The sequence below is a fragment of the Streptomyces flavotricini genome, assembly GCF_020639365.1.
Taxonomy (GTDB): domain Bacteria; phylum Actinomycetota; class Actinomycetes; order Streptomycetales; family Streptomycetaceae; genus Streptomyces; species Streptomyces flavotricini.
This window is the reverse complement of sequence record NZ_JAINUL010000001.1, coordinates 5381612-5402525: the sequence shown is the minus strand read 5'-3', so window position 1 is coordinate 5402525 and position 20914 is coordinate 5381612. Positions and strand designations below refer to the sequence as shown.

Annotated in this window: 17 protein-coding genes and 1 tRNA gene; 10 read left to right on the top strand and 8 right to left on the bottom strand. The window is 71.5% G+C overall.

Translation table 11 applies throughout. The features are described from left to right. Positions 1–12 precede the first annotated feature (12 nt). The 3 genes from K7B10_RS24560 to hutU are packed head-to-tail and all read right to left on the bottom strand — an operon-like array spanning position 13 to position 4258. A complete protein-coding gene (locus tag K7B10_RS24560; protein ID WP_229345365.1) occupies positions 13–1377 on the bottom strand; it encodes a formimidoylglutamate deiminase in 1365 nt (454 codons plus the stop codon). Next, positions 1368–2558: an allantoate amidohydrolase gene (locus tag K7B10_RS24555; protein WP_229345364.1), complete on the bottom strand. Its 1191-nt coding sequence runs from the start codon at positions 2556–2558 to the stop codon at positions 1368–1370. The genes K7B10_RS24560 and K7B10_RS24555 overlap by 10 nt, the downstream gene beginning before the upstream one ends. A 35-nt stretch (positions 2559–2593) precedes the next feature. Next, a complete protein-coding gene (gene hutU / locus K7B10_RS24550) occupies positions 2594–4258 on the bottom strand; it encodes a urocanate hydratase (RefSeq protein ID WP_030865943.1) in 1665 nt (554 codons plus the stop codon). Positions 4259–4362: 104 nt separating this feature from the next. Between hutU and K7B10_RS24545 the strand changes: the two genes are divergently transcribed. Then, complete coding sequence (locus K7B10_RS24545) at positions 4363–5724, top strand: type III PLP-dependent enzyme domain-containing protein (protein ID WP_229339141.1); 1362 nt, start codon at positions 4363–4365, stop codon at positions 5722–5724. Positions 5725–5746: 22 nt separating this feature from the next. Here the strand turns inward: K7B10_RS24545 and K7B10_RS24540 are convergent, their stop codons facing one another. Then, a complete protein-coding gene (locus K7B10_RS24540) occupies positions 5747–6592 on the bottom strand; it encodes a MurR/RpiR family transcriptional regulator (protein ID WP_229339139.1) in 846 nt (281 codons plus the stop codon). A gap of 168 nt (positions 6593–6760) precedes the next feature. Between K7B10_RS24540 and K7B10_RS24535 the strand changes: the two genes are divergently transcribed. Continuing rightward, positions 6761–7132, top strand: a complete 372-nt coding sequence (locus tag K7B10_RS24535; protein ID WP_229339137.1) for a hypothetical protein — start codon at positions 6761–6763, stop codon at positions 7130–7132. 303 nt (positions 7133–7435) lie between these two features. Here the strand turns inward: K7B10_RS24535 and K7B10_RS24530 are convergent, their stop codons facing one another. Next, the gene (locus K7B10_RS24530; RefSeq protein WP_229345361.1) at positions 7436–8818 is read right to left on the bottom strand and encodes a cystathionine beta-synthase; all 1383 of its coding nucleotides are present in this window, start codon (positions 8816–8818) and stop codon (positions 7436–7438) included. 134 nt (positions 8819–8952) lie between these two features. Between K7B10_RS24530 and K7B10_RS24525 the strand changes: the two genes are divergently transcribed. The 3 genes from K7B10_RS24525 (at position 8953) to K7B10_RS24515 (ending at position 13048) form a co-directional block, all read left to right on the top strand. After that, the gene (locus K7B10_RS24525; RefSeq protein ID WP_229339135.1) at positions 8953–10014 is read left to right on the top strand and encodes an SGNH/GDSL hydrolase family protein; all 1062 of its coding nucleotides are present in this window, start codon (positions 8953–8955) and stop codon (positions 10012–10014) included. 214 nt (positions 10015–10228) lie between these two features. After that, complete coding sequence (locus tag K7B10_RS24520; RefSeq protein WP_229339133.1) at positions 10229–11449, top strand: acetyl-CoA C-acetyltransferase; 1221 nt, start codon at positions 10229–10231, stop codon at positions 11447–11449. A 786-nt stretch (positions 11450–12235) separates the two neighbouring features. Then, entirely contained in the window at positions 12236–13048 is an 813-nt protein-coding gene (locus K7B10_RS24515) for a hypothetical protein (protein WP_229345358.1), read from the top strand. Positions 13049–13095: 47 nt separating this feature from the next. On the opposite strand, the gene K7B10_RS24510 is transcribed toward K7B10_RS24515, so the two are convergent. Further along, positions 13096–13467, bottom strand: coding sequence for a hypothetical protein (locus K7B10_RS24510; protein ID WP_229339132.1), 372 nt, complete (start codon positions 13465–13467; stop codon positions 13096–13098). 106 nt (positions 13468–13573) lie between these two features. Between K7B10_RS24510 and K7B10_RS24505 the strand changes: the two genes are divergently transcribed. After that, entirely contained in the window at positions 13574–13804 is a 231-nt protein-coding gene (locus K7B10_RS24505) for a DUF4287 domain-containing protein (protein ID WP_030865915.1), read from the top strand. Between the two features lie 133 nt (positions 13805–13937). On the opposite strand, the gene K7B10_RS24500 is transcribed toward K7B10_RS24505, so the two are convergent. Then, positions 13938–14786: a Bax inhibitor-1/YccA family protein gene (locus tag K7B10_RS24500; RefSeq protein WP_229339130.1), complete on the bottom strand. Its 849-nt coding sequence runs from the start codon at positions 14784–14786 to the stop codon at positions 13938–13940. A gap of 445 nt (positions 14787–15231) precedes the next feature. Here K7B10_RS24500 and K7B10_RS24495 point away from each other — a divergent pair, with 445 nt between their 5' ends. Genes K7B10_RS24495 through K7B10_RS24485 form a run of 3 tightly spaced genes read left to right on the top strand, consistent with a single transcriptional unit; the run spans position 15232 to position 19528 of the window. Then, complete coding sequence (locus K7B10_RS24495; protein WP_229339128.1) at positions 15232–16170, top strand: hypothetical protein; 939 nt, start codon at positions 15232–15234, stop codon at positions 16168–16170. Continuing rightward, positions 16167–18896, top strand: a complete 2730-nt coding sequence (locus tag K7B10_RS24490; RefSeq protein WP_229339125.1) for an RHS repeat-associated core domain-containing protein — start codon at positions 16167–16169, stop codon at positions 18894–18896. The genes K7B10_RS24495 and K7B10_RS24490 overlap by 4 nt, the downstream gene beginning before the upstream one ends. Further along, positions 18893–19528, top strand: coding sequence for a hypothetical protein (locus tag K7B10_RS24485; protein WP_229339123.1), 636 nt, complete (start codon positions 18893–18895; stop codon positions 19526–19528). The genes K7B10_RS24490 and K7B10_RS24485 overlap by 4 nt, the downstream gene beginning before the upstream one ends. A gap of 84 nt (positions 19529–19612) precedes the next feature. On the opposite strand, the gene K7B10_RS24480 is transcribed toward K7B10_RS24485, so the two are convergent. Then, positions 19613–19692 (bottom strand) — tRNA-Leu (locus K7B10_RS24480). A gap of 452 nt (positions 19693–20144) precedes the next feature. Between K7B10_RS24480 and K7B10_RS24475 the strand changes: the two genes are divergently transcribed. Beyond that, positions 20145–20909 (top strand): ABC transporter ATP-binding protein, encoded by a 765-nt coding sequence (locus K7B10_RS24475; protein WP_229345355.1) that lies wholly within the window; start codon positions 20145–20147, stop codon positions 20907–20909. Positions 20910–20914 lie beyond the last annotated feature (5 nt).

Below are 20914 nucleotides of genomic sequence, written 5' to 3'. Positions count from 1 at the left end.
GACTTCCAGGCGTCAGCCGCGGACGGCTGCGATCGACTCGGACAGGGCGGACGGGACGTCCGGGACGAGGGTGTGGGCGCCGTCGCGGACGACGTGGCGGCCGCCGACCACCGTGTGGCGGACGTCCGAGGCGGTGGCGGCGAAGGCCGCCGTCTCGGCGCCGAGCCGCGCCGGCGGACCGGCCGTGCGTACGGAGTCCAGCGCGATCGTGGTGAAGTCCGCGAGCGCGCCCGCCTCCAGGCGGCCCGCGTCCGGCAGCCCGAGGGCGGCGTGGCCGTCCTCGGTGGCGGCCGTGAGCAGGGCGTTCGCCGTCCAGTGGCCCCGGGTGCGGCTGCGCAGGCGCTCGTTCAGCTCCATCGCACGGGCCTCTTCGAGCAGGTCGATCACCGCGTGGCTGTCGCTGCCCAGGGACAGCGGGCTGCCCGCCTGCTGGAGGCGGGGCGCCGGGCCGATGCCGTCCGCGAGGTCGCGTTCGGTGGTGGGGCACATGCACGTGCCGGTCGTCGTCCCGCCCAGCAGGGCGATGTCCCCGTCCGTCAGGTGCGTGTTGTGGACCCCGGTGGTACGCGGGCCGAGCACCCCGTGGTCGGCCAGCAGCTGCGTCGGTGTGCGCCCGTGCGCGGCCTGGCAGGCCTCGTTCTCGGCGGTCTGCTCCGAGAGGTGCACGTGCAGCGGGGCCCGCCGCTCCTGCGCCCAGCGGGCGACGGTGCCCAGCTGGTCCGCGGGCACGGCGCGCACCGAGTGGATCGCCGCCCCGATCAGCGCGTGCCCGCGCGGCTTCAGGGCCGAGACCCGCTCCGCCCAGGCCTCGGCCGTCCCGTCCGAGAACCGCAGCTGGTGGTGGTCGGGGGCCCCGCCGAAGCCCGACGAGAGGTACGCCGTGTCGAGCAGGGTGATCCGGATGCCCGCCGCCGCGGCCGCCTCGATCAGCGCCTCGCCCATCGCGTTGGGGTCGGAGTACGGGGCGCCGCCCGGCGCGTGGTGCACGTAGTGGAACTCGCCGACGTTGGTGATGCCGGCCAGCGCCATCTCCGCGTACACCGCCCGCGCGAGCGCGAAGTACGTGTCGGGAGTGAGGTTCTGGGCGACCTGGTACATGAACTCGCGCCAGGTCCAGAAGGTCCCGGAGCCCACCTGCACCAGCGAGCGCAGCGCCCGGTGGAAGGCGTGGGAGTGCGCGTTGGCCAGCCCGGGAAGGGTCAGGCCCCGCAGCACCTCGGCGCCCGGCGGCGGGGTCTCGACCCCGGTCCGCAGGGCGGCGATCCGCCCGTCGCCGCCCCCCGCGGCGGAGCCGCTGATGGACACGGTCAGGGCCACGCCGGGCTCGACGTGCGTGCCGAGCCAGGCGTGTTCCAACCAGTACGTCTTCACCGGCAGGCCAGTCCTTCCAGTACGTCGGCCAGCGCGAGGACACCGGCCACGCAGTCGTCCTCGGGGGCGAACTCCTTCGGCGAGTGGGAGACGCCGGTCGGGTTCCGTACGAACAGCATCGCGGTCGGGACGGCCGCGGAGAGGATTCCGGCGTCGTGTCCCGCCCCCGTCCCGAGGACGGGGACCGAGCCGCCGAGGATGCGGTTCATCTCGTCGCGCAGGGCGTGCTCGAACTCGACGACCGGCGTGAAGGACTCCCGTACGACGGCCAGGTCGATGCCGTCCTGGTCGGCGCGCTCGCGGGCGGCCTTCTCGATGGCGGTGACCACGGTGTCCAGCGTGGCCTGGTCGGCGGCGCGGGAGTCGAGCCAGCCGCGCACCAGCGAGGGGATCGCGTTGACCCCGTTCGGCTCGACGGAGATCTTGCCGAAGGTCGCGACGGCGCCGGCGAGGGCCGCCTCCGTACGGGCGGCCAGGACGGTCGACGCGTACGTGAGCATCGGGTCGCGGCGGTCCACGAGACGGGTGGTGCCGGCGTGGTTGGCCTCGCCGCGGAAGTCGAACCGCCAGCGGCCGTGCGGCCAGATGGCGGACGCGATGCCGACGGCGTCGCCGGACAGGTCCAGCGCCCGGCCCTGCTCGACGTGGAGCTCGACGAAGGCACCGATGCGGGCGAGGCGGTCGGGATCGGCCCCGATGGCCTCGGGGTCGTACCCGGCGGCCTCCATCGCCTGGGGCAGGCTGATCCCGTCTGCGTCGCGGAGCTCGTACGCCTTCTCCTTGGTCAGCTGCCCGGCGGCGAGCCGGGAGCCGACGCAGGCGAGGCCGAAGCGGGCCCCTTCCTCGTCGCCGAAGTTGGTGATGGCCAGTGGCCTCGCGAACTCCGCGCCCCTCCTGCGGAGTTCGTCCAGCGCCGCGAAGGAGGACACCACTCCGAGGGGGCCGTCGAAGGCGCCGCCGTCGGGCACGGAGTCCAGGTGGGAGCCGGTGACGACGGCGTCACCGGCGAGGGGATCTCCCAGCCAGGCCCACTGGTTGCCGTTGCGGTCGGTCTCGTACGCGAGACCGCGGGCCTCGGCCTGGGCCTGGAACCAGGTCCGGCAGTCGGCGTCGGCCCCGGTCCACGCGTAGCGGCGGTAGCCGCCGGACTCGGCGTTGCGGCCGACGGGGGCGAGCTCCTTCCACATGCCGTGGAACGAGGCCGCCCCGGCGGGGTTGTCACTCACGCGTCGTCGCCCTCGCGCATGGGGACGCGGACGCCGCGCTCGTCCGCCACCGTCTCGGCGATGTCGTAGCCCGCGTCGACGTGGCGGATGACGCCCATTCCGGGGTCGTTGGTGAGCACGCGGCGGATCTTCTCGCCCGCGAGCTTGGTGCCGTCGGCGACGGTGACCTGGCCGGCGTGGATGGAGCGGCCCATGCCGACGCCGCCGCCGTGGTGGATCGAGACCCAGGAGGCGCCGGAGGCGACGTTGACCATGGCGTTGAGCAGCGGCCAGTCGGCGATCGCGTCGGAGCCGTCGAGCATGGCCTCGGTCTCGCGGTACGGGGAGGCCACCGAGCCGCAGTCGAGGTGGTCGCGGCCGATGGCCAGCGGGGCGGCGAGGGTGCCGTCGGCCACCATCTCGTTGAAGCGCTCGCCCGCCTTGTCGCGCTCGCCGTAGCCGAGCCAGCAGATGCGCGCCGGCAGGCCCTGGAAGTGGACGCGCTCGCCGGCCATCTTGATCCAGCGGTGGAGGGACTCGTTCTCGGGGAAGAGCTCCAGCATCGCCTTGTCGGTCTTGTGGATGTCCGAGGCCTCGCCGGACAGGGCCGCCCAGCGGAAGGGGCCCTTGCCCTCGCAGAAGAGGGGGCGGATGTAGGCCGGGACGAAGCCGGGGAAGGCGAACGCGCGGTCGTAGCCGGCCAGCTGGGCCTCGCCGCGGATGGAGTTGCCGTAGTCGAAGACCTCGGCGCCCGCGTCCATGAAGCCGACCATGGCCTCGACGTGCTTGGCCATGGACTCGCGTGCGCGGGTGGTGAACCCGGCCGGGTCCTTGGCCGCGTACGCCGCCATGTCGTCGAAGTCGACGCCGACCGGCAGGTACGCGAGCGGGTCGTGGGCGGAGGTCTGGTCCGTCACGATGTCGATCGGGGCGCCCTCGGCGAGCATCTGCGGGAGCAGCTCGGCGGCGTTGCCGAGGAGGCCGATGGAGAGCGGCTTGCGGGCGTCACGGGCCTCGACCGCCAGCTGGAGGGCGTGGCGCAGGTTGTCGGCCTTGACGTCCAGGTAGCGGTGCTCGATGCGGCGGTCGATGGCGCGCGGGTCGACGTCGATGCAGATCGCGACGCCGTCGTTCATCGTCACGGCCAGCGGCTGGGCGCCGCCCATGCCGCCGAGGCCGGCGGTGAGGGTGATGGTGCCGGCGAGGGTCCCGTTGAACTTCTTGGCGGCGACGGCCGCGAAGGTCTCGTACGTGCCCTGGAGGATGCCCTGGGTGCCGATGTAGATCCAGGAACCGGCGGTCATCTGGCCGTACATGGTCAGACCGAGGGACTCCAGGCGGCGGAACTCCTCCCAGTTGGCCCAGTCGCCGACCAGGTTGGAGTTGGCGAGCAGCACGCGCGGCGCCCACTCGTGGGTCTGCATCACGCCGACCGGGCGGCCGGACTGCACGAGCATCGTCTCGTCCTGCTTGAGGGTGCGCAGGGTGCGGACCATCGCGTCGTACGAGCGCCAGTCGCGGGCCGCCTTGCCGGTGCCTCCGTAGACGACGAGCTTGTCGGGGTGCTCGGCGACCTCGGGGTCGAGGTTGTTCTGCAGCATCCGGAGGGCGGCTTCCTGCTGCCATCCCAGGGTGCTGAGCTCGGTGCCTCGCGCAGCACGTACGGGGCGGGGTCCTGACATGGCGGTGCCTCCTCCGATGTTGGGCAATCTATTCACATCCTGACTTCCTGAATAGATTCAGTCAACAGCTGCGGGCCGGGCGGCCGGATGATTGGCTGGCGGACATGGCTGCCGAGACGCACGCGATGGACGCTCCGGACGCGACGGCGCGCCGGGATCTGGCCGTACGGGCCGCGGTGGAGCAGGGCCTGGTGGGCGGGGCGGAGGGCACGCCGCCCCTGGTCTGCCTGCTGGACGTGGCCGGGATCCGCGCCTCCGCCGCCGCCCTGACCGCCGCCTTCGCGGCGGCGGTGGCGCCGGGTACGCCGGTCCTGCACGCCTTCGCGGTGAAGGCCTGCCCGCTCGTACCGGTGCTGCGGCTGCTGGCGGAGCTCGGCCTGGGCTGCGAGGTGGCCGGCCCGGGCGAGCTGGCGCTGGCCCGGGCGGCGGGGGTGGAGCCGCAGCGCACGGTTCTGGACTCCCCCGCCAAGACGGTGGCAGAGCTGCGCGAGGCGCTGGCGCTCGGGATCGCGGTGAACGCGGACAACCGCCAGGAGCTGGACCGCCTGGACGAACTGGTCGCGGGCGCTCCCCCGCGTTCACCGGTCGGGATCCGGATCAACCCCCAGACCGGCGCGGGCACCATCGACGCCCTCTCCACGGCGACGGCCACGTCGAAGTTCGGGATCGCCCTGCGGGACCCGGGCGCCCGCGAGTGGCTGGTGCGCGCCTACCTCGACCGCCCGTGGCTCACCCGGCTGCACATCCACTCGGGCTCCCAGGGCGTCCCCCTCTCCCTGATCGCGGAGGGGGTCCGGGACCTCCACGCCCTCGCCGAGGAGATCAACACGGCGGCCGGACGCCGCCAGGTCGACACCCTCGACATCGGCGGGGGCCTGCCGGTGAACTTCGCCTCGGACGCCGAGACGCCGACGTACGCGCAGTACGCGGCGGCGCTGCGGGAGGCGGTCCCGGCCCTGTTCGGCGGCCGCTACGGCCTGGTGACGGAGTTCGGCAGGTCACTGCTGGCCAAGCACGGGCTGGCGCTCTCCCGGGTCGAGTACACGAAGACCACCGGGGGCCGCCGGATCGCGCTCACGCACGCGGGGGTCCAGCTGGCCACCCGTACGGTGTACGCCCCGGCGGCCTGGCCACTGCGGATCCTGCCGTACGACGCGAAGGGCGCCCCGAAGACGGGCCCGCCGGTCCCCCAGGACATCGCGGGACCGGCCTGCTTCGCCGGCGACCTCCTGGCCACGGCCCGGGACCTGCCGGAGCTGGCCCCCGGCGACCTGATCGCGGTCCCGGACACGGGCGCGTACTTCTTCACGGCCCACTACGGCTACAACAGCCTCCCCCGCCCCCCGGTCCACGGTTTCCGCACCACCCCGGCCGGCGGGACCCGCTTCACCCCGATCCGCCCGGCCCAGCCCCCCGCGTCCCTGGTGACGGAGGCGGGCGGCGACTTCCGTGACGCGCTCCTGTGACGCAGCCCCGCTCCGCGGGCCGCTACTCCACGAACAGACCGCGGGACGCCGCACGGGCGTCGAAGGCCTCCAGGCGGGCCTGGGCGTCGGGGAGGGCGTCGGCCATGGCCTCCAGGAGGACGCGGCCCAGCAGCATCGGTGCGCACGCCGTGTCGAAGGCCAGGCCCGTACCCACCGGCGCCGGGATCAGGAGGTCCGAGGAGCGGGCCACCGGCGCGAAGGCCGAGTCGGCGACCGTCACCACCTTGAGCCCCGCCTCCCGCGCGTGGTCCAGCGCCTCCGCCACCTCCCGCGGGTGGCGCGGCAGCGCGAAGCACAGCAGCGCCGAGGCCCCCGCACCCGCCGCCGCGTCGATCCGGTCGGCGAGCATCGAGCCGCCCTCGTCGAGGAGCCGTACGTCCGGATGCACCTTGGCGGCGAAGTACGCGAACCCGCGCGCCTGCGAGGACGCCGCCCGCAGCCCCAGTACGGGCAGCGGGCTGGAGGCGGCCAGCAACCGCCCGGCCTCCTCGACCGGCGCCGGGTCGGCGAGCATCGCCGACAGCCGCCGCAGGTTCTCGATCTCGCCCTGGACGGCCTGCTGGTACTCGTTGTACGCGTCGTCCTGCGCGGCCGCGGCCGCGCGCTCGGGCGGCGCCACCTCGCGCAGGTGCCGGCGCAGCGCCGGATACCCGTCGAAGCCGAGCGCCACCGCGAACCGGGTCACCGAGGGCTGGCTCACCCCGGCCAGCTCCGCGAGCTCCACGCTCGACAGGAACGGCACGTCGGCCGCGCCGCGCACCATGCAGTGGGCGATCCGGCGCTGGGTGGGTGTCAGCCGGTGCCCCTCGAACAGCTTCTGCAGCCGCGCTGCCGGGCTGTCACTCATCCCGACCCCTCCGTCCCCGTGGTTATTCAGTCACCGAGCACTCTGCATGCGGTTATGCAGCACGGCAAGCCGCGGACCGCTCCGCGAGACGCCGGCGGGCGGGGAGGGCACGGAATACGGGGGCTAACCCCCGTGCCCGCGGCCCACGGCCGTTCCTACGCTGGGCGCATGGAGTCCCAGGAGCTGAAGAAGGAACTCGACGCGACGTTGGACGCCCGGCGCGAGCTGGGGCCGGACTACGAGGCCGCGCTCGTGGACTCCTTCGTGGAGAAGGTCGACACCCAGGTCCGGCGCCGGCTGGCCGAGGAGCGGCTCGCGGCCGCCCGCGGCGGCCCCGGCCGCGGGCCGTCCCCGCTGGAGGGCGGCTTCGGCGAGCGCTTCGGCTTCGCCATCGTCACGCTGGTCCTGGCGATCCCGCTGTCGGCCATCGGTGCCACGCAGGCGGGGTTCAGCGGGCTGCTGGTCGCGTGGGCGGGCGTACTCGGCGTGAACTTCGTCCACGCGACGAAGCGCCTGCGCCCCCGCGACCGGGCCGAGTAGCACCGGACCGGGAGGAGTGTGCGCGGGGACCGCCGCACCCTCGCCTGAGCGAGGGGCGGGACGACGGCGGTCCCCGCGAAGGACACGGGCCGGGTCAGGGCCGTCCGCGTCCGTGGCGTTCACGCGGTCCGGGAGCCGCTCCGGAATTGCGCCAACGCCGTTCGGTGGTGCCGGCCGGAGCGTTTGCGCTCCTGCCGACAACCACCACTGTGCCGGAGCCGTGTTAAGCCGGTGCTGCCGTCACATGACGGGCCCGTACCTTTTGTGCGACAGGCACTTCGGCCATTCCTTGCGGCAGTTCGGCTACTTCGCGCCCTTGGCGAGGAACGCCAGCAGGTCCTGACGGCTCACCACACCGGTCGGCTTGCCCTCGACCAGCACGATCGCCGCGTCCGCCTCGCCCAGTACGGACATCAGCTCGGACACCGGCTCGCCGGAACCGACCTGCGGCAGCGGCCGGCTCATGTGCTTCTCCAGCGGGTCGGACAGCGAGGCCTGCTTCGCGAACAGCGCCGCCAGCAGCTCCTTCTCCACGACCGAGCCGATGACTTCGGCGGCCATCACGTCCGGGTGGCCGGCACCGGGCTTGACGATCGGCATCTGGGAGACGCCGTACTCGCGCAGCACCTCGATGGCCTCGCCCACGGTCTCCTCGGGGTGCATGTGGACCAGGGAGGGGATGCCGCCCTCCTTGTCGTTCAGGACGTCGCCGATGCGCGCGGCGGGGCCCGCCTCCTCCAGGAAGCCGTGACCGGCCATCCACTCGTCGCTGAAGATCTTGCTGAGGTAGCCGCGGCCGCTGTCCGGCAGCAGGACGACGACCACGTCGTCCGGGCCGAGCCCCTCGGCGGCCTTCAGCGCCGCGACGACCGCCATGCCGCAGGAGCCTCCGACGAGCAGGCCCTCCTCCTTGGCGAGGCGGCGGGTCATCTGGAAGGAGTCCTTGTCGGACACCGCGATGATCTCGTCCGTCACGTTCGGGTCGTACGCGGTCGGCCAGAAGTCCTCACCGACGCCCTCGACCAGGTACGGGCGGCCCGAGCCGCCGGAGTAGACCGAGCCCTCGGGGTCGGCGCCGATGACCTTGACCTTGCCGCCGGACACCTCCTTGAGGTAGTTGCCCGTACCCGAGATCGTGCCGCCCGTGCCGACGCCCGCGACGAAGTGGGTGATCTTCCCGTCCGTCTGCTCCCACAGCTCGGGACCGGTGGTCTCGTAGTGCGAACGGGGGTTGTTCGGGTTGCTGTACTGGTCGGGCTTCCAGGCGCCGGGCTCGCGCGCGAGGCGGTCGGACACGTTGTAGTACGAGTCCGGGTGCTCGGGGTCGACGGCGGTCGGGCAGACCACGACCTCGGCGCCGTACGCGCGCATCACGTTGATCTTGTCCATGGACACCTTGTCAGGGCAGACGAAGATGCACTTGTAGCCCTTCTGCTGGGCCACGATGGCGAGTCCTACACCGGTGTTGCCGCTGGTGGGCTCCACGATGGTGCCGCCGGGCTTGAGGGCACCGCTCTGCTCGGCGGCCTCGATCATCCGGACGGCGATCCGGTCCTTCACGGATCCGCCGGGATTGAAGTACTCGACCTTGGCAAGGACGGTGGCCTGCAGGCCTTCGGTCACACGGTTGAGCTTCACCAGCGGGGTGTTGCCGACGAGGCTGATCATCGAGTCGTGGAATTGCACCATGTTCTCCAGGGAGGGGACTCCACGGGTTCTCCGGGAGGTCCCGCCAGACTAAGCGGAAAGGGATTGGCCGACCGGCACTACGGGGCAGGTAGGTCATCGAGACCGGACGGGAAAGGGAGGTGGCTCGAGGGGTGTCCAGAGCGAGGACGGCCCGCCGGATCGCGGCGGGCGCGGCGTACGGCGGAGGCGGGCTCGGGCTGGTCGGAGCCGCCGCCGTGGGGTTGGTGCTGGCGGAGGTGCAGTTCGCGAAGCGGACGGTGGGCACCGGACTCGGCGATCCGCCGCGGGCGGACGGGCTGTACGGGAGCGAGTTCGCGGCGCTGGCCGCCGCCGGTCCGCAGCCGGGCCCGGCCCCGCTGCGGCTCGGCATGATGGGCGACTCCACGGCCGCCGGGCTCGGCGTGCGCCGGGCCAGACAGACCCCGGCCGCGCTGCTGGCCTCGGGGCTCGCGGCGGTGGCCGAGCGGCCGGTGGAGATGCGGAACGTGGCCCTCTCCGGGGCCATGTCCGACGACCTCGACCGGCAGGCGGGGCTGCTCCTGGACGGGGACGGGCCGCCGCCGGACGTGTGCGTGATCATGATCGGCGCGAACGACGTGACGCGCCGCATGCCGCCGACGCAGTCCGTGCGCCACCTGACCTCGGCCGTACGGAGACTGCGGCTCGCGGGCTCCGAAGTGGTGGTCGGCACCTGCCCCGACCTGGGCACCATCGAGCCCGTGTACCAACCGTTGCGGTGGCTGGCCCGGCGGGTCTCGCGCCAGCTGGCGGCCGCCCAGACGATAGGGGTCGTCGCCCTGGGGGCCCGTACGGTCTCCATGGGGGACCTGCTGGGTCCGGAGTTCGCGGCGAACCCGCGCGAGATGTTCGGCCCGGACTCGTACCACCCGTCGGCGGAGGGCTACGCGACGGCGGCCATGGCCGTCCTGCCCACGCTGTGTGCGGCGCTGTCGCTGTGGCCGGAGTCGGACCGGCTGGAGGTGGCGCGGAACGAGGACATGCTGCCGGTGGCCAAGGCGGCGTCGGCCGCCGCCGGGCAGGCGGGCACGGAGGTCACCGCGGCCCGCGGGCCGTGGGCCCTGCTGAAGCACCGCCGCCGCAGGCGGGTCCCGGCCGAGGACCTCACGGCTTCGGCCTCGCGGTCGGCCGGCCCGGCCCTGCCGCCCCGGGCCGACTCCCCGTCCGCGAGCTGACGCCCCGGGGGCCGGGCACGTCCGGCCCCGCGGGCGTTCCGGAGGCCCCTGGGCGCGGGGCGGGCCGTGGGCCCGGAACAGAAGCCCCGCCGGGCGCGTTCCACCGGCGGAGCGACCGGCATCACATGCCCAAGTCGGTGACCTCGACCGTACGGGCCGGTAACTTCGCTTGCGGTCCAGCAACGAGCCGCAACTCACCCCCCTTGGAGCCCCGATGCCCGAAGCAGTCATCGTTTCCGCCGCCCGCTCCCCCATCGGGCGCGCCTTCAAGGGGTCCCTCAAGGACGTGCGCCCGGACGACCTGACCGCCACGATCATCCAGGCCGCCCTCGCCAAGATCCCCGAGCTGGACCCGCGCCAGATCGACGACCTGATGCTCGGCTGCGGCCTCCCGGGCGGCGAGCAGGGCAACAACCTGGCCCGCATCGTGGCCGTGCAGATGGGCATGGACTTCCTGCCCGGCACCACGATCACCCGCTACTGCTCCTCCTCCCTGCAGACCTCCCGCATGGCGCTGCACGCCATCAAGGCGGGCGAGGGCGACGTGTTCATCTCGGCCGGTGTCGAGACGGTCTCGCGGTTCGCCAAGGGCAACTCCGACTCGTGGCCCGACACCCACAACCCGCTCTTCGCCGACGCCGAGGCCCGTACGGCCGCCGTCGCGCAGAGCGAGGGCTCCTCGTGGCAGGACCCGCGCGAGGCGGGCCTCGTCCCCGACGCCTACATCTCGATGGGTCAGACCGCCGAGAACCTGGCCCGGCTCAAGGGCGTGACCCGCCAGGACATGGACGAGTTCGGCGTCCGCTCGCAGAACCTCGCCGAGGCCGCCATCAAGAACGGCTTCTGGGAGCGGGAGATCACCCCGGTCACCACCCCGGACGGCACGGTCGTCTCCACGGACGACGGCCCGCGCGCCGGCGTCACCCTGGAGGGCGTCCAGGGCCTCAAGCCCGTCTTCCGCCCCGACGGCCTGGTCACGGCCGGCAACTGCTGCCCGCTCAACGACGGCGCCGCCGCGCTGGTCATCATGAGCGACACCAAGGCGCGGGAGCTGGGCCTGACCCCGCTGGCCCGGATCGTCTCCACCGGTGTCACCGGCCTGTCCCCCGAGATCATGGGCCTCGGTCCGGTCGAGGCCTCGAAGCAGGCTCTCAAGCGCGCCGGGCTGACCGTCGGCGACATCGACCTGTTCGAGATCAACGAGGCCTTCGCGGCCCAGGTCATCCCGTCGTACCGGGACCTCGAGATCCCGCTGGAGAAGCTCAACGTCAACGGTGGCGCCATCGCCGTCGGTCACCCGTTCGGGATGACCGGTGCCCGCATCACCGGCACGCTGATCAACAGCCTCCAGTTCCACGACAAGCAGTTCGGCCTCGAGACCATGTGCGTGGGCGGCGGCCAGGGCATGGCGATGGTCATCGAGCGCCTGAGCTGAGCCGGAGCGGAGGGTAGGGGTCGCCGTGAGGAACGAACGGCGGCACCTGCCCGCAGCGGTGGCGAAGGTCGGCGCGACCGACAGAAGCGAGCGCCTGAGCTGAGCCGGAGCGGAGGGTAGGGGTCGCCGTGAGGAACGAACGGCGGCACCTGCCCGCAGCGGTGGCGAAGGTCAGCGCGACCGACAGAGGCGAGCGCCTGAGCTGAGCCGGAGCGGAGGGTAGGGGTCGCCGTGAGGAACGAACGGCGGCACCTGCCCGCAGCGGTGGCGAAGGTCGGCGCGACCGACAGAAGCGAGCGCCTGAGCTGAGCCGGAGCGGAGGGTAGGGGTCGCCGTGAGGAACGAACGGCGGCACCTGCCCGCAGCGGTGGCGAAGGTCAGCGCGACCGGCAAAGGCGAGCGCCTGAGCTGAGCCGGAGCGGAGGGTAGGGGTCGCCGTGAGGAACGAACGGCGGCACGTGCCCGCAGCGGTGGCGAAGGTCGGCGCGACCGACAGAGGCGGGTTCACCGTCCAGACGCCGCAAGGGATCCGCTTGATCCCTTGCGGCGTACTGACGCCGAATCTAATCCCGTCGCGGCCGACCTGTGACCGAATCTCCCCCAGGATGTGACCTTCGCCCTGGGGGTTTGGCATTTCCGCAGGTCAGGGCAGATTTGCAGGTCCTGGATGTGACGAAAGCCCTGTCCAATTCGTGACGTAATGCACTGCACGCCATTCCCAGGTCAGGACACTCTGATGTAGGAAGTCGGGGGATCGAATCAATCAGGAGTTAGTCAGTGAGCGCCATGTCTCTTGCCCTGCTGCTGACCACGGCCGCCGCCGCGACCGTGGGCGCTGCTGCGCTGCACGCCGTACACGGCCTGCGCAAGCAGGTGACGGCCCTCCGCGGTGAGCTGGCGACGACGCCCGCCCACACCCGCGGCACGACCGTCCCGCACGCCCGCACTGCCCTGCAGTCCCCCGCCGCCGAGATACGAGCCGCCGTCGCCGAGGCCCTGGCCGAGGAGCGCGAGCGCGAGCTCGCCGAGGCGCGGGCGTTCTGGGCCGCTCAGGAGGCCCGTGACGCGGCCGACGCCCCCTCGCTGCTGGGCGGACTGCCCGGCCTCGGCGAGGACGGCCCGGCCGTCTTCCTGCCCCGCCAGGCCGACCTGGTGGGTCTGGAGCCGGTCCTCGGCGACGAGGCCGCCGACGACTACCCCGAGGACTCGGCCGAGCTGGCCGCCGCCCGCCGGCGCCACCCCTCGCACCCCGACTTCGTACCGGTCCAGGCCCCGGCCCCCGGCGCCGACCACGAGCGGACCGTTTCGCGCCTGGAGGAGCTCGCGGAGGCCCGTACGGCCCTCGCGGACGTCCGCCCGGGCCCGCTGGGCACGCTCGACGTGTACGTCTTCACCGACGGCACCACGCTCTGCATGACCCCGGGTCACCGGGAGACGGCGGAGCGCCTCGCCGAGGCACTGCGCTCGGGCACCGCGCCGGTGCTGCTGGGCGGCTCCGGCATCTCCGGCGCCTACGCGCTGACCTTCTCCTGCGGTGACACCCAGGACCCGGACAGCAACGTCTACATCCTCGCGGACCGCGTCATCGCGTCGCTCTGATCCACGGCCTGATCCACGGCGCCGCCGCGCTCACGGCGCCGCCGTGATCACCGTGTCGCTCCGGCTTCCGCCTGCTCCACCAGCCGTACGGCCTCGTCCAGCATCTCGGACGGGGCCTTCGCTGTTCCCGGGGGCCCGAGCGGGTCTTCGGCGGCGGCGCGCAGCGCCTCCGCGAGGTCCAGTCCGGCCACCGCCACCTGGTCCCCGACCACGAACACGCCCGCGTCGGGCATCTCCCGCGCCGGAGCCGCCCCCGCGCCCCGCCGCGGCGCCTCCAGCGCCTGGGCCCGTACGGAGAGTTCCCGGGCCAGCTCCAGCGCCTCGGCGGCGGCCCCCCGCTGGAGACGGCTCTGCGGCATGGCCCGCAGCCGGTCGGCGAAACGTTCCACGGCGGCGGTCAGAGGCGAAGTATCAAGCACCCGGCCGACCTTACGCGCCGCCGCGGCGCCATTGCCAACGGGCGAACTCTCCGGCACGGTGGCGTGAAGAGAACAGCACAGCACGGCGATACCTCCGGAGGCGCCCATGTCCGTAGAGTTCTCCGAGCAGACCCACCGCAACATGATCGACAGAATCCCCCTGACCACCGGTCGTGAAGTGTCCGACTGGCTCCGCGCCGTGGACGACGGCCCCTCCCTCGTCCGGTTCGAGGAAAAGGTCAGCTGGCTGCGCGGCGCGCACGAGCTCTCGTACGGCCAGGCCAAGGCGATCATCCACGAGTACGACCTGCGCAGGGCGGCCCGCAAATTCGGCTGAGCCCTCCGCCGACCCGATCCCCCGACCCGACTCGATCCCCCGTCCCCGACCCCGAGACGCGGGAAGGCCCCGCGAGCGGTGAGCTCGCGGGGCCTTCCCCCTGTCGTCCGCGCCGGCGCGGACACCGGTACGACTAGTCGTCGCCGGAGAGGATCTGGAACAGGCGCAGCAGCTCCAGGTAGATCCACACCAGGGTCAGCGTGAGGCCGAAGGCCGCCAGCCAGGCCTCGTCGCGCGGGGCGCCGTAGGTGATGCCGTCCTCGACCTGCTTGAAGTCCAGGGCGAGGAAGCAGGCGCCGAGGACGACGCCGACGATGCCGAACAGGATGCCGAGGCCGCCGCTGCGGAAGCCGAGGCCGTCACCGCCCGCGAAGACCGAGAACAGCAGGTTCGCGACCATGAGCAGCATGAAGCCCATGGCGGCCGCCATCACGAAGCCGTAGAAACGGCGGGTCACGCGGATCCAGCGCATCTTGTACGCGAACAGCACGGAGGCGAAGACGCACATCGTGCCGAGCACGGCCTGGATGACCACGCCGGCACCGAAGTAGGTGCTGGTGGCCGCGCTGAGGACGCCGAGGAAGAAGCCCTCGAAGGCCGCGTACGCGAGGATGATCGGCGGGGAGGCCTTGCGCTTGAAGGACTGCACGAGCCCGAGGACCATCGCGACGAGCGCGGCGCCGATGGCGATGCCGTACGACTTGTTCACGTTCGCCGGGTCGACCGGCATGGCGATCCACGCGATCGTCGCCGTGAGGATGACCGTGCCGAGCGTCATGGCCGTACGGCTCACGACGTCGTCCATGGTCATCACGTCGGCGCGGGCGGGCGCCTGCGGCATGCCGGTGGTGACGTCAGCGGCGTAAGGATTCGTCGCGTACGGGTTGGTCCCGGCCTGCTGGTGCTGCGCGTCAAAGCCCGCGTAGCCACCGTTGTCGCGGCTGAACCCCCGTCGCGAGAAGACCGGGTTGCTGCTCCTCATCTCACTCCTCCATGGCCACCGTGCGCGGCCTTGCAACAAGAGTAATGCGTTAGCAAAAATCTGACCCTACTGCTCAGGGAGGATCTTTGCCCAGCACCTGCGGGTGCCGGGAGCTCCTCCGGGCCGGCCGATGACGCGCCGGCGACGAGCCCGTGGTCGGACGGGTCGACCCCCCTCGCGCGGCTTTTCGGAAGATCTTTGCGCGGAACCTCTTGAAATCCATCGGGTTGACCGCCAGCAAACCATCTCCATGAATTCGACGACCCGCGGATCATGCGGCATTTTTACATGTCACGCAATGGATTTCCGATGATTTCAAGACTTGCCCCGGCGACACGCCCCCACCTGCTCAGATCCAGCTCAACCACCCTCCTGCGAGCGGGCGCTCGTTGCTAGCCTGCGACGTCTTTACCTCATGAAGAGAACGTGAAGAGAAGGGACAGGTGTGTCGATTTCCTACGCGCGCGCACTTGCGGCGACCTTGACCGCCGCAGTCGCGAAGTTCGACGTCTCCGAGCGTTGCCTGACGGGCTGCGGCACCTTCGACGACACCAATGCCAAGAACTGGCCGGACGTCCCGTTCGACCAGTACTGCAAGGACGGCGCCACCGAGTGCATGGACCAGTTCGCGGCGACCTTCTGGTCGCGCAAGCGACTGACCTCGATCACCACGAAGGTGCTGACCGGCGGCGCCTACAAGGACGTCGACAGCTGGGCCCTGGCCCAGGACTTCCCCGCCTCCGGTGACGGCGTCTCCACGCCGATGTGGCTCAAGTCGATCCAGCGCACCGGCAAGGTGGGCGGGACCCTTTCCACTCCCCCGGTGACCTTCGCGGGCGAGCAGAAGGCGAACCGCGTCGACCAGACCGGTGACGGCCTCGCCCCCTTCATCCGGCTGCGCCTCTACCAGGTCACCACGGAGACCGGCGCCACCATCGGGGTCACCTACTCCCAGCCCGAGTGCACGAGCAGCACCCTGCCGCCGGCCGACGGCTCGAACACCACCCGCTGCTACCAGGTGAAGTGGGCGTACGAGGGCAACGACGCGAAGCCGGACTGGTTCAACTCGTACGTGGTCACGCAGGTCGTCGAGGGCGACAACCTGGCTTCCACCCCCGACAAGGTCACCTCGTACTCCTACCTCGACGGCGCCGCCTGGACGAAGGGCACCGACGAGCTCTCCAAGGCCGAGGACCGCACCTACTCGGTCGCCCGCGGCTACGGGCGGGTCCAGACCCGTACCGGCGCGGCCGACGACCCGCGCACGCTGACGGAGGAGCGCTTCTTCCGGGGCCTGGAAGGCAAGGCCGTCCCGGACTCGGCCGGCGCGGGCGCAACTCCGGAACCTACTTCGCCACCGGTGCTGCCGAGCCCGTGCTCGTGACCGGACAGGAGCTGAACTACCCCGCTTCCACGGACACGGAGTTCGACGGCGCGGGGCGCCCGACCGCGGTGATCTCGAAGCGGTTCGGCGACGAGACCAAGCGGGTCACGACCTCCTACACCGGTGACTCCACGACGGTGATCCCGCCGCAGGGCGGCACCGTGGCCACCACGGTCGTCGACGCGCTGGGCCGCACCGTCGAGCTGAAGCAGTACACGAACGCGGCGCGCACGACCTCGCAGTCGACGCTGTACGCGTTCGACAAGCGTGGCCGGGCCTCCTCGATCACCGACCCGTCGAACGCGAAGTGGACGTACACCTACGACGTCCGCGGGCGCCAGATCCAGACGGACGACCCCGACAAGGGCACGGCCAAGACGGCCTACGACCAGGGCGACCGCCTCACGGACGTCACCAACGTGGCGCGCGGCACCACGCTGCACACCGACTACGACGCACTGGGCCGCAAGACCGCCGTGAAGAACGGCGCGACCACGCTCACCTCGTGGGAGTACGACACAGTGGCCAAGGGCCGGCTGTCGAAGTCCACGCGCTGGGTCGGGGGCAAGGCCTACGAGTCGGCCGTCACCTCCTACAGCTCCCTCTACAAGCCGGTCCTCACCCAGCTGACCATCCCGGACAGCGAGGGCGCGCTGGCGGGCGTCTACAAGTGGACGACCTCGTACAACGCCAACACCGGCCAGATCATGTGGACCAAGCAGCCCGCCATCGGCGACCTGCCGGCCGAAACCGTCACCAACACGTACACGGCGCAGTCCGGCCTGCTCGCCACCATGGGCGCCGGCGCCGACGCCCTGGTCTCCGACATGACGTACGACCACTACGGCCGCAACACGCGGACGGAGCTGGGCGACTTCGGCCGGCACCTGTGGACGACCAGCGAGTACGACGAGCACACCGGGTCCCTGACCCGCAGCACCACCGACCGCGAGGTCGCACCGCAGCGGATCGAGGACACCAAGTACGGCTACGACCCGTCGGGGAACATCACCTCCATGGGCACCGCCTACGGCCAGGACGCGGGGCGCACCACCGACACCCAGTGCCTGGCGCTCGACGCCCTGGGCCGGATCTCCGAAGCCTGGACCAACACCGGCGAGGCCTGCGCCTCCGCTCCGTCGGCGTCCGTGGTCGGCGGCCAGGACGCCTACTGGACCTCGTACACGTACGACGCCATGGGCAACCGCAAGACGGAGACCCAGCACAAGACGGCCTCGGGGCCCAGCGCCGACACGCTGCGCACCTACTCCGCCCCGGCCGCGGGCAAGCACGACCTGCCCAAGGTCACTCAGACCGGCACCAACGCCCACGACGAGGTCTTCACCTACGACGGGTCCGGCAACACCAAGACCCGCAAGATCGGTTCTGCCGCCCAGCAGACGCTGAACTGGAGCGACGAGGGCAACCTGGCATCGGTCAAGACCGACAGCACCGAGATCGCGAGTTACGTCTACGACACCGAAGGCCAGCGACTGGTCGCCAAGGACACCACGGGTACGACTCTGTACCTGCCGGGCGGCAACGAGCTGCGGCTGTCGAAGTCGGGCACGGTCACGGGTACCCGCTACTACACGGCCGGATCTCAGACCGTGGCGGTACGGACGGGAACGAAGCTGGCCTTCACGGTCACGGACCACCACGGCACGGGTACGACGCAGGTCACGGCCGACGCGGCGCAGGTCGTCAGGCGCCGCAAGACCGCGATCTTCGGCGGGACCCGCGGTACCCAGCCGTCCGGCTGGACCGGTGACAAGGGCTTCGTCGGCGGTACGAACGACGTCGCGACCGGCCTGGTGCACCTCGGGGCCCGCGAGTACGACACAGCCCTGGGCCGCTTCGTCTCGGTCGACCCGCTCTTCGTGGTGGACGACCCGCGCCAGCACAACGCCTACCAGTACGGCAACAACAATCCGGTCAGCCTGAGCGACCCGGCCGGAACGGAACTCGGCTCCATGCCGAACTCCTGCCAGTACGACATCAAATACTGTTCCCGGGACGAACTCGAAGACCCGTCCCCGCGCCCGTGGGAGTACCCCAATGGCGGTGGCGGCGGTGGCGGCGGTGGTGGCGGCGGCGGTCGCACCACGCGCGGCTCCGACGCCGGCGGCCACTACTGCGACGGCTGTCGCTCGCTGCCGCCCAAGCTGCCCAAGGGTGTCGTGGTGCCCGACGGCGGCAAGGACGTGATGTGGGCCGACACCATCGGCTACGAACCGGGGGACTACACCGACTACAACACGAGTGCGCTCTACTCCGTGGAGGACATGGACAAGGAGACCATCGCCTACACCTTCACGATCAATGCCATGGTTCAGACCACCGAGCAGGTCTCCAAGACGCTCGGGGCCAGTGTGAGCGTGAACGCCGAATTCAAGGGGAAGATCCCCCTCGTGGCGGAGGGCAAGATCGGTGTCACCGTCGGCGTCAACGGCTCCTACACCTGGGGTGACAGCAAGACGGATACGACGTCGGACACGGTGGCGGTGACGAGGACGACCGAGGTTCAGAGAGGCCAGCGGTTCGGCCTGTCACCCTCGGGTGTCCTCACCCCGTACGAGACGACGTACCACTACGCGGACGGCCACACTTCCACCAGGACATGGGGGACATTCAACGTGACCAACTGGAAGCCGGTGACGTATTCGGCGATCCCGGAGAACCAGGTCCAACTGTCGGCCAGCATCGTCCGGAATCCCCGCAATTGACCGGCCGACTGATACGGCGTCTGGCCCGCCTGGTTCCTGCGCCGCTCGCCCTGGGGCTCCTCCTCGGCTGCGGCGCGGTGGACCGGTCGGCCACGGCGCCCACCGGACAGGCGCCGAGCGTCGCCGGCCCGTCGGAGCCGACCGCGACTCCGACGGCAGTCGACCTGAAGGCGGCCGCGCTGGCCAAGGCGGCGGCCGCGGGCGAAACGCCCACCGAGGCGGGCGTCTCCGAGCTTGCTCGGGAGCCTGATCACGCGAGCTTCCTCTGGGAATCGACGAAGGGCCACCTCTGCCTGGCGCAGACGGGACTCTCCGGCGGTTTCGACGCACGGCAATGCGGCGATCCCGCAACGGCCAAGCCGGAGGGAGACGCGGCGGTGGCTCCGGTCTTCGGCCCGGGGATGGCACCCAAGGGCTGGATGTTCGCGTTCCTCACGGAACATGCGGACCGGGTGGCATCGGTCCGGTTCCGTGGGGAGGAGGTGACCTGGAAGTTCGTCAGGACCCTGTCGCCCGCTCTGACCGGACGGGACCTCTACTACGTGCAGCTGCCTGACGCGCCCAAGGGCGACCTCGACGTGACACTCCACGTCGGCGGACAGGAGAAGAAGGAGCGGCTCCACTTCACGTAGCCGCGAGGGGAGAACAAGGACGGCGGGGGTGCCCTCTGGGCGCCCCCGCCGTTCGTGTGTTCCGGTGCGTGCGGAACGTACTCGTGCCCGGAGCCGGACTTGAACCGGCACGGCCTAAGCCAGCGAGGTTTAAGCTCGCCGTGTCTGCATTCCACCATCCGGGCGGGGCGTAGCGGCTCCCGCACAAAAGCACTGAACGCTGTGCCGAGCCTATCCGGATCATCCTGGTCGGCAGTGGACCGTCTATCCGATGTTGTCTGATTTTATTGGCGCTTGAGGGGCCGTCAGGCACCAGAACACACGGTGGGCCCGTTACGGACGGCGATCACCCGCGACGCGGGATTGACGGGATTTCGACGGCCTGCGCCACCCGCGCGCCACCCCGGGCCACCCCGGCCGCCGGAAGCCGTCCGGAGGCCTTCCCCGGACACCTCCCCGGGGCCGCCGTCATACCAGAGGAGGAGGCGGCCGGCCCCGTGATCAGACTCCAGTGGGCCAGGGAACGGGCACCTCGGCTGATCCCCCGCGGGGGTACGCGCGGCGACGATGGGAGGGTCCCGCCGATCCGCAGACCGCACACCGGTCCGCAGCCCGAGGAGTCGCTTCCGTGACCACCATGAACTACGCCCCGCACACCACCCAGGCCGTGGCCGCCCGGGCCACCGGCCTCTCCAAGGTGTACGGCCAGGGCGAGACCCAGGTGGTCGCCCTCGACAACGTCTCCGTGGACTTCGGCCAGGGCCAGTTCACCGCGATCATGGGCCCCTCGGGCTCCGGCAAGTCCACCCTGATGCACTGCGTCGCCGGTCTGGACACCTTCTCCGCCGGCTCCGTCCGCATCGGCGAGACCGAGCTCGGCACCCTCAAGGACAAGCAGCTGACCCAGCTGCGCCGGGACAAGATCGGCTTCATCTTCCAGGCCTTCAACCTGCTGCCGACGCTGACGGCGCTGGAGAACATCACCCTGCCGATGGACATCGCGGGCCGCAAGCCCGACAAGCAGTGGCTGGACACCGTCATCGAGATGGTCGGGCTCTCCGGCCGCCTCGGCCACCGGCCCACCCAGCTCTCCGGCGGCCAGCAGCAGCGCGTGGCCGTGGCCCGCGCCCTGGCCTCCCGCCCCGAGATCATCTTCGGTGACGAGCCGACCGGAAACCTGGACTCCCGCTCCGGCGCCGAGGTCCTCGGCTTCCTGCGCAACTCCGTGCGCGAGCTCGGCCAGACCGTCGTCATGGTCACCCACGACCCGGTCGCCGCCTCCTACGCGGACCGCGTCATCTTCCTCGCCGACGGCCGCATCGTCGACGAGATGTACGGCCCCACCGCCGACGGCGTGCTCGACCGCATGAAGGCCTTCGACGCCAAGGGCCGCACCAGCTGAGGGAC

Bases quoted from the DNA above. Each gene is read 5' to 3' on its own strand.
- K7B10_RS24555 (WP_229345364.1), bottom strand. From the start codon at position 2,558: ATGTGGAAGGAGCTCGCCCCCGTCGGCCGCAACGCCGAGTCCGGCGGC.
- hutU (WP_030865943.1), bottom strand. From the start codon at position 4,258: ATGTCAGGACCCCGCCCCGTACGTGCTGCGCGAGGCACCGAGCTCAGC.
- K7B10_RS24545 (WP_229339141.1), top strand. From the start codon at position 4,363: ATGGCTGCCGAGACGCACGCGATGGACGCTCCGGACGCGACGGCGCGC.
- K7B10_RS24540 (WP_229339139.1), bottom strand. From the start codon at position 6,592: ATGAGTGACAGCCCGGCAGCGCGGCTGCAGAAGCTGTTCGAGGGGCAC.
- K7B10_RS24535 (WP_229339137.1), top strand. From the start codon at position 6,761: ATGGAGTCCCAGGAGCTGAAGAAGGAACTCGACGCGACGTTGGACGCC.
- K7B10_RS24520 (WP_229339133.1), top strand. From the start codon at position 10,229: ATGCCCGAAGCAGTCATCGTTTCCGCCGCCCGCTCCCCCATCGGGCGC.
- K7B10_RS24515 (WP_229345358.1), top strand. From the start codon at position 12,236: ATGTCTCTTGCCCTGCTGCTGACCACGGCCGCCGCCGCGACCGTGGGC.
- K7B10_RS24505 (WP_030865915.1), top strand. From the start codon at position 13,574: ATGTCCGTAGAGTTCTCCGAGCAGACCCACCGCAACATGATCGACAGA.
- K7B10_RS24500 (WP_229339130.1), bottom strand. From the start codon at position 14,786: ATGAGGAGCAGCAACCCGGTCTTCTCGCGACGGGGGTTCAGCCGCGAC.
- K7B10_RS24475 (WP_229345355.1), top strand. From the start codon at position 20,145: ATGAACTACGCCCCGCACACCACCCAGGCCGTGGCCGCCCGGGCCACC.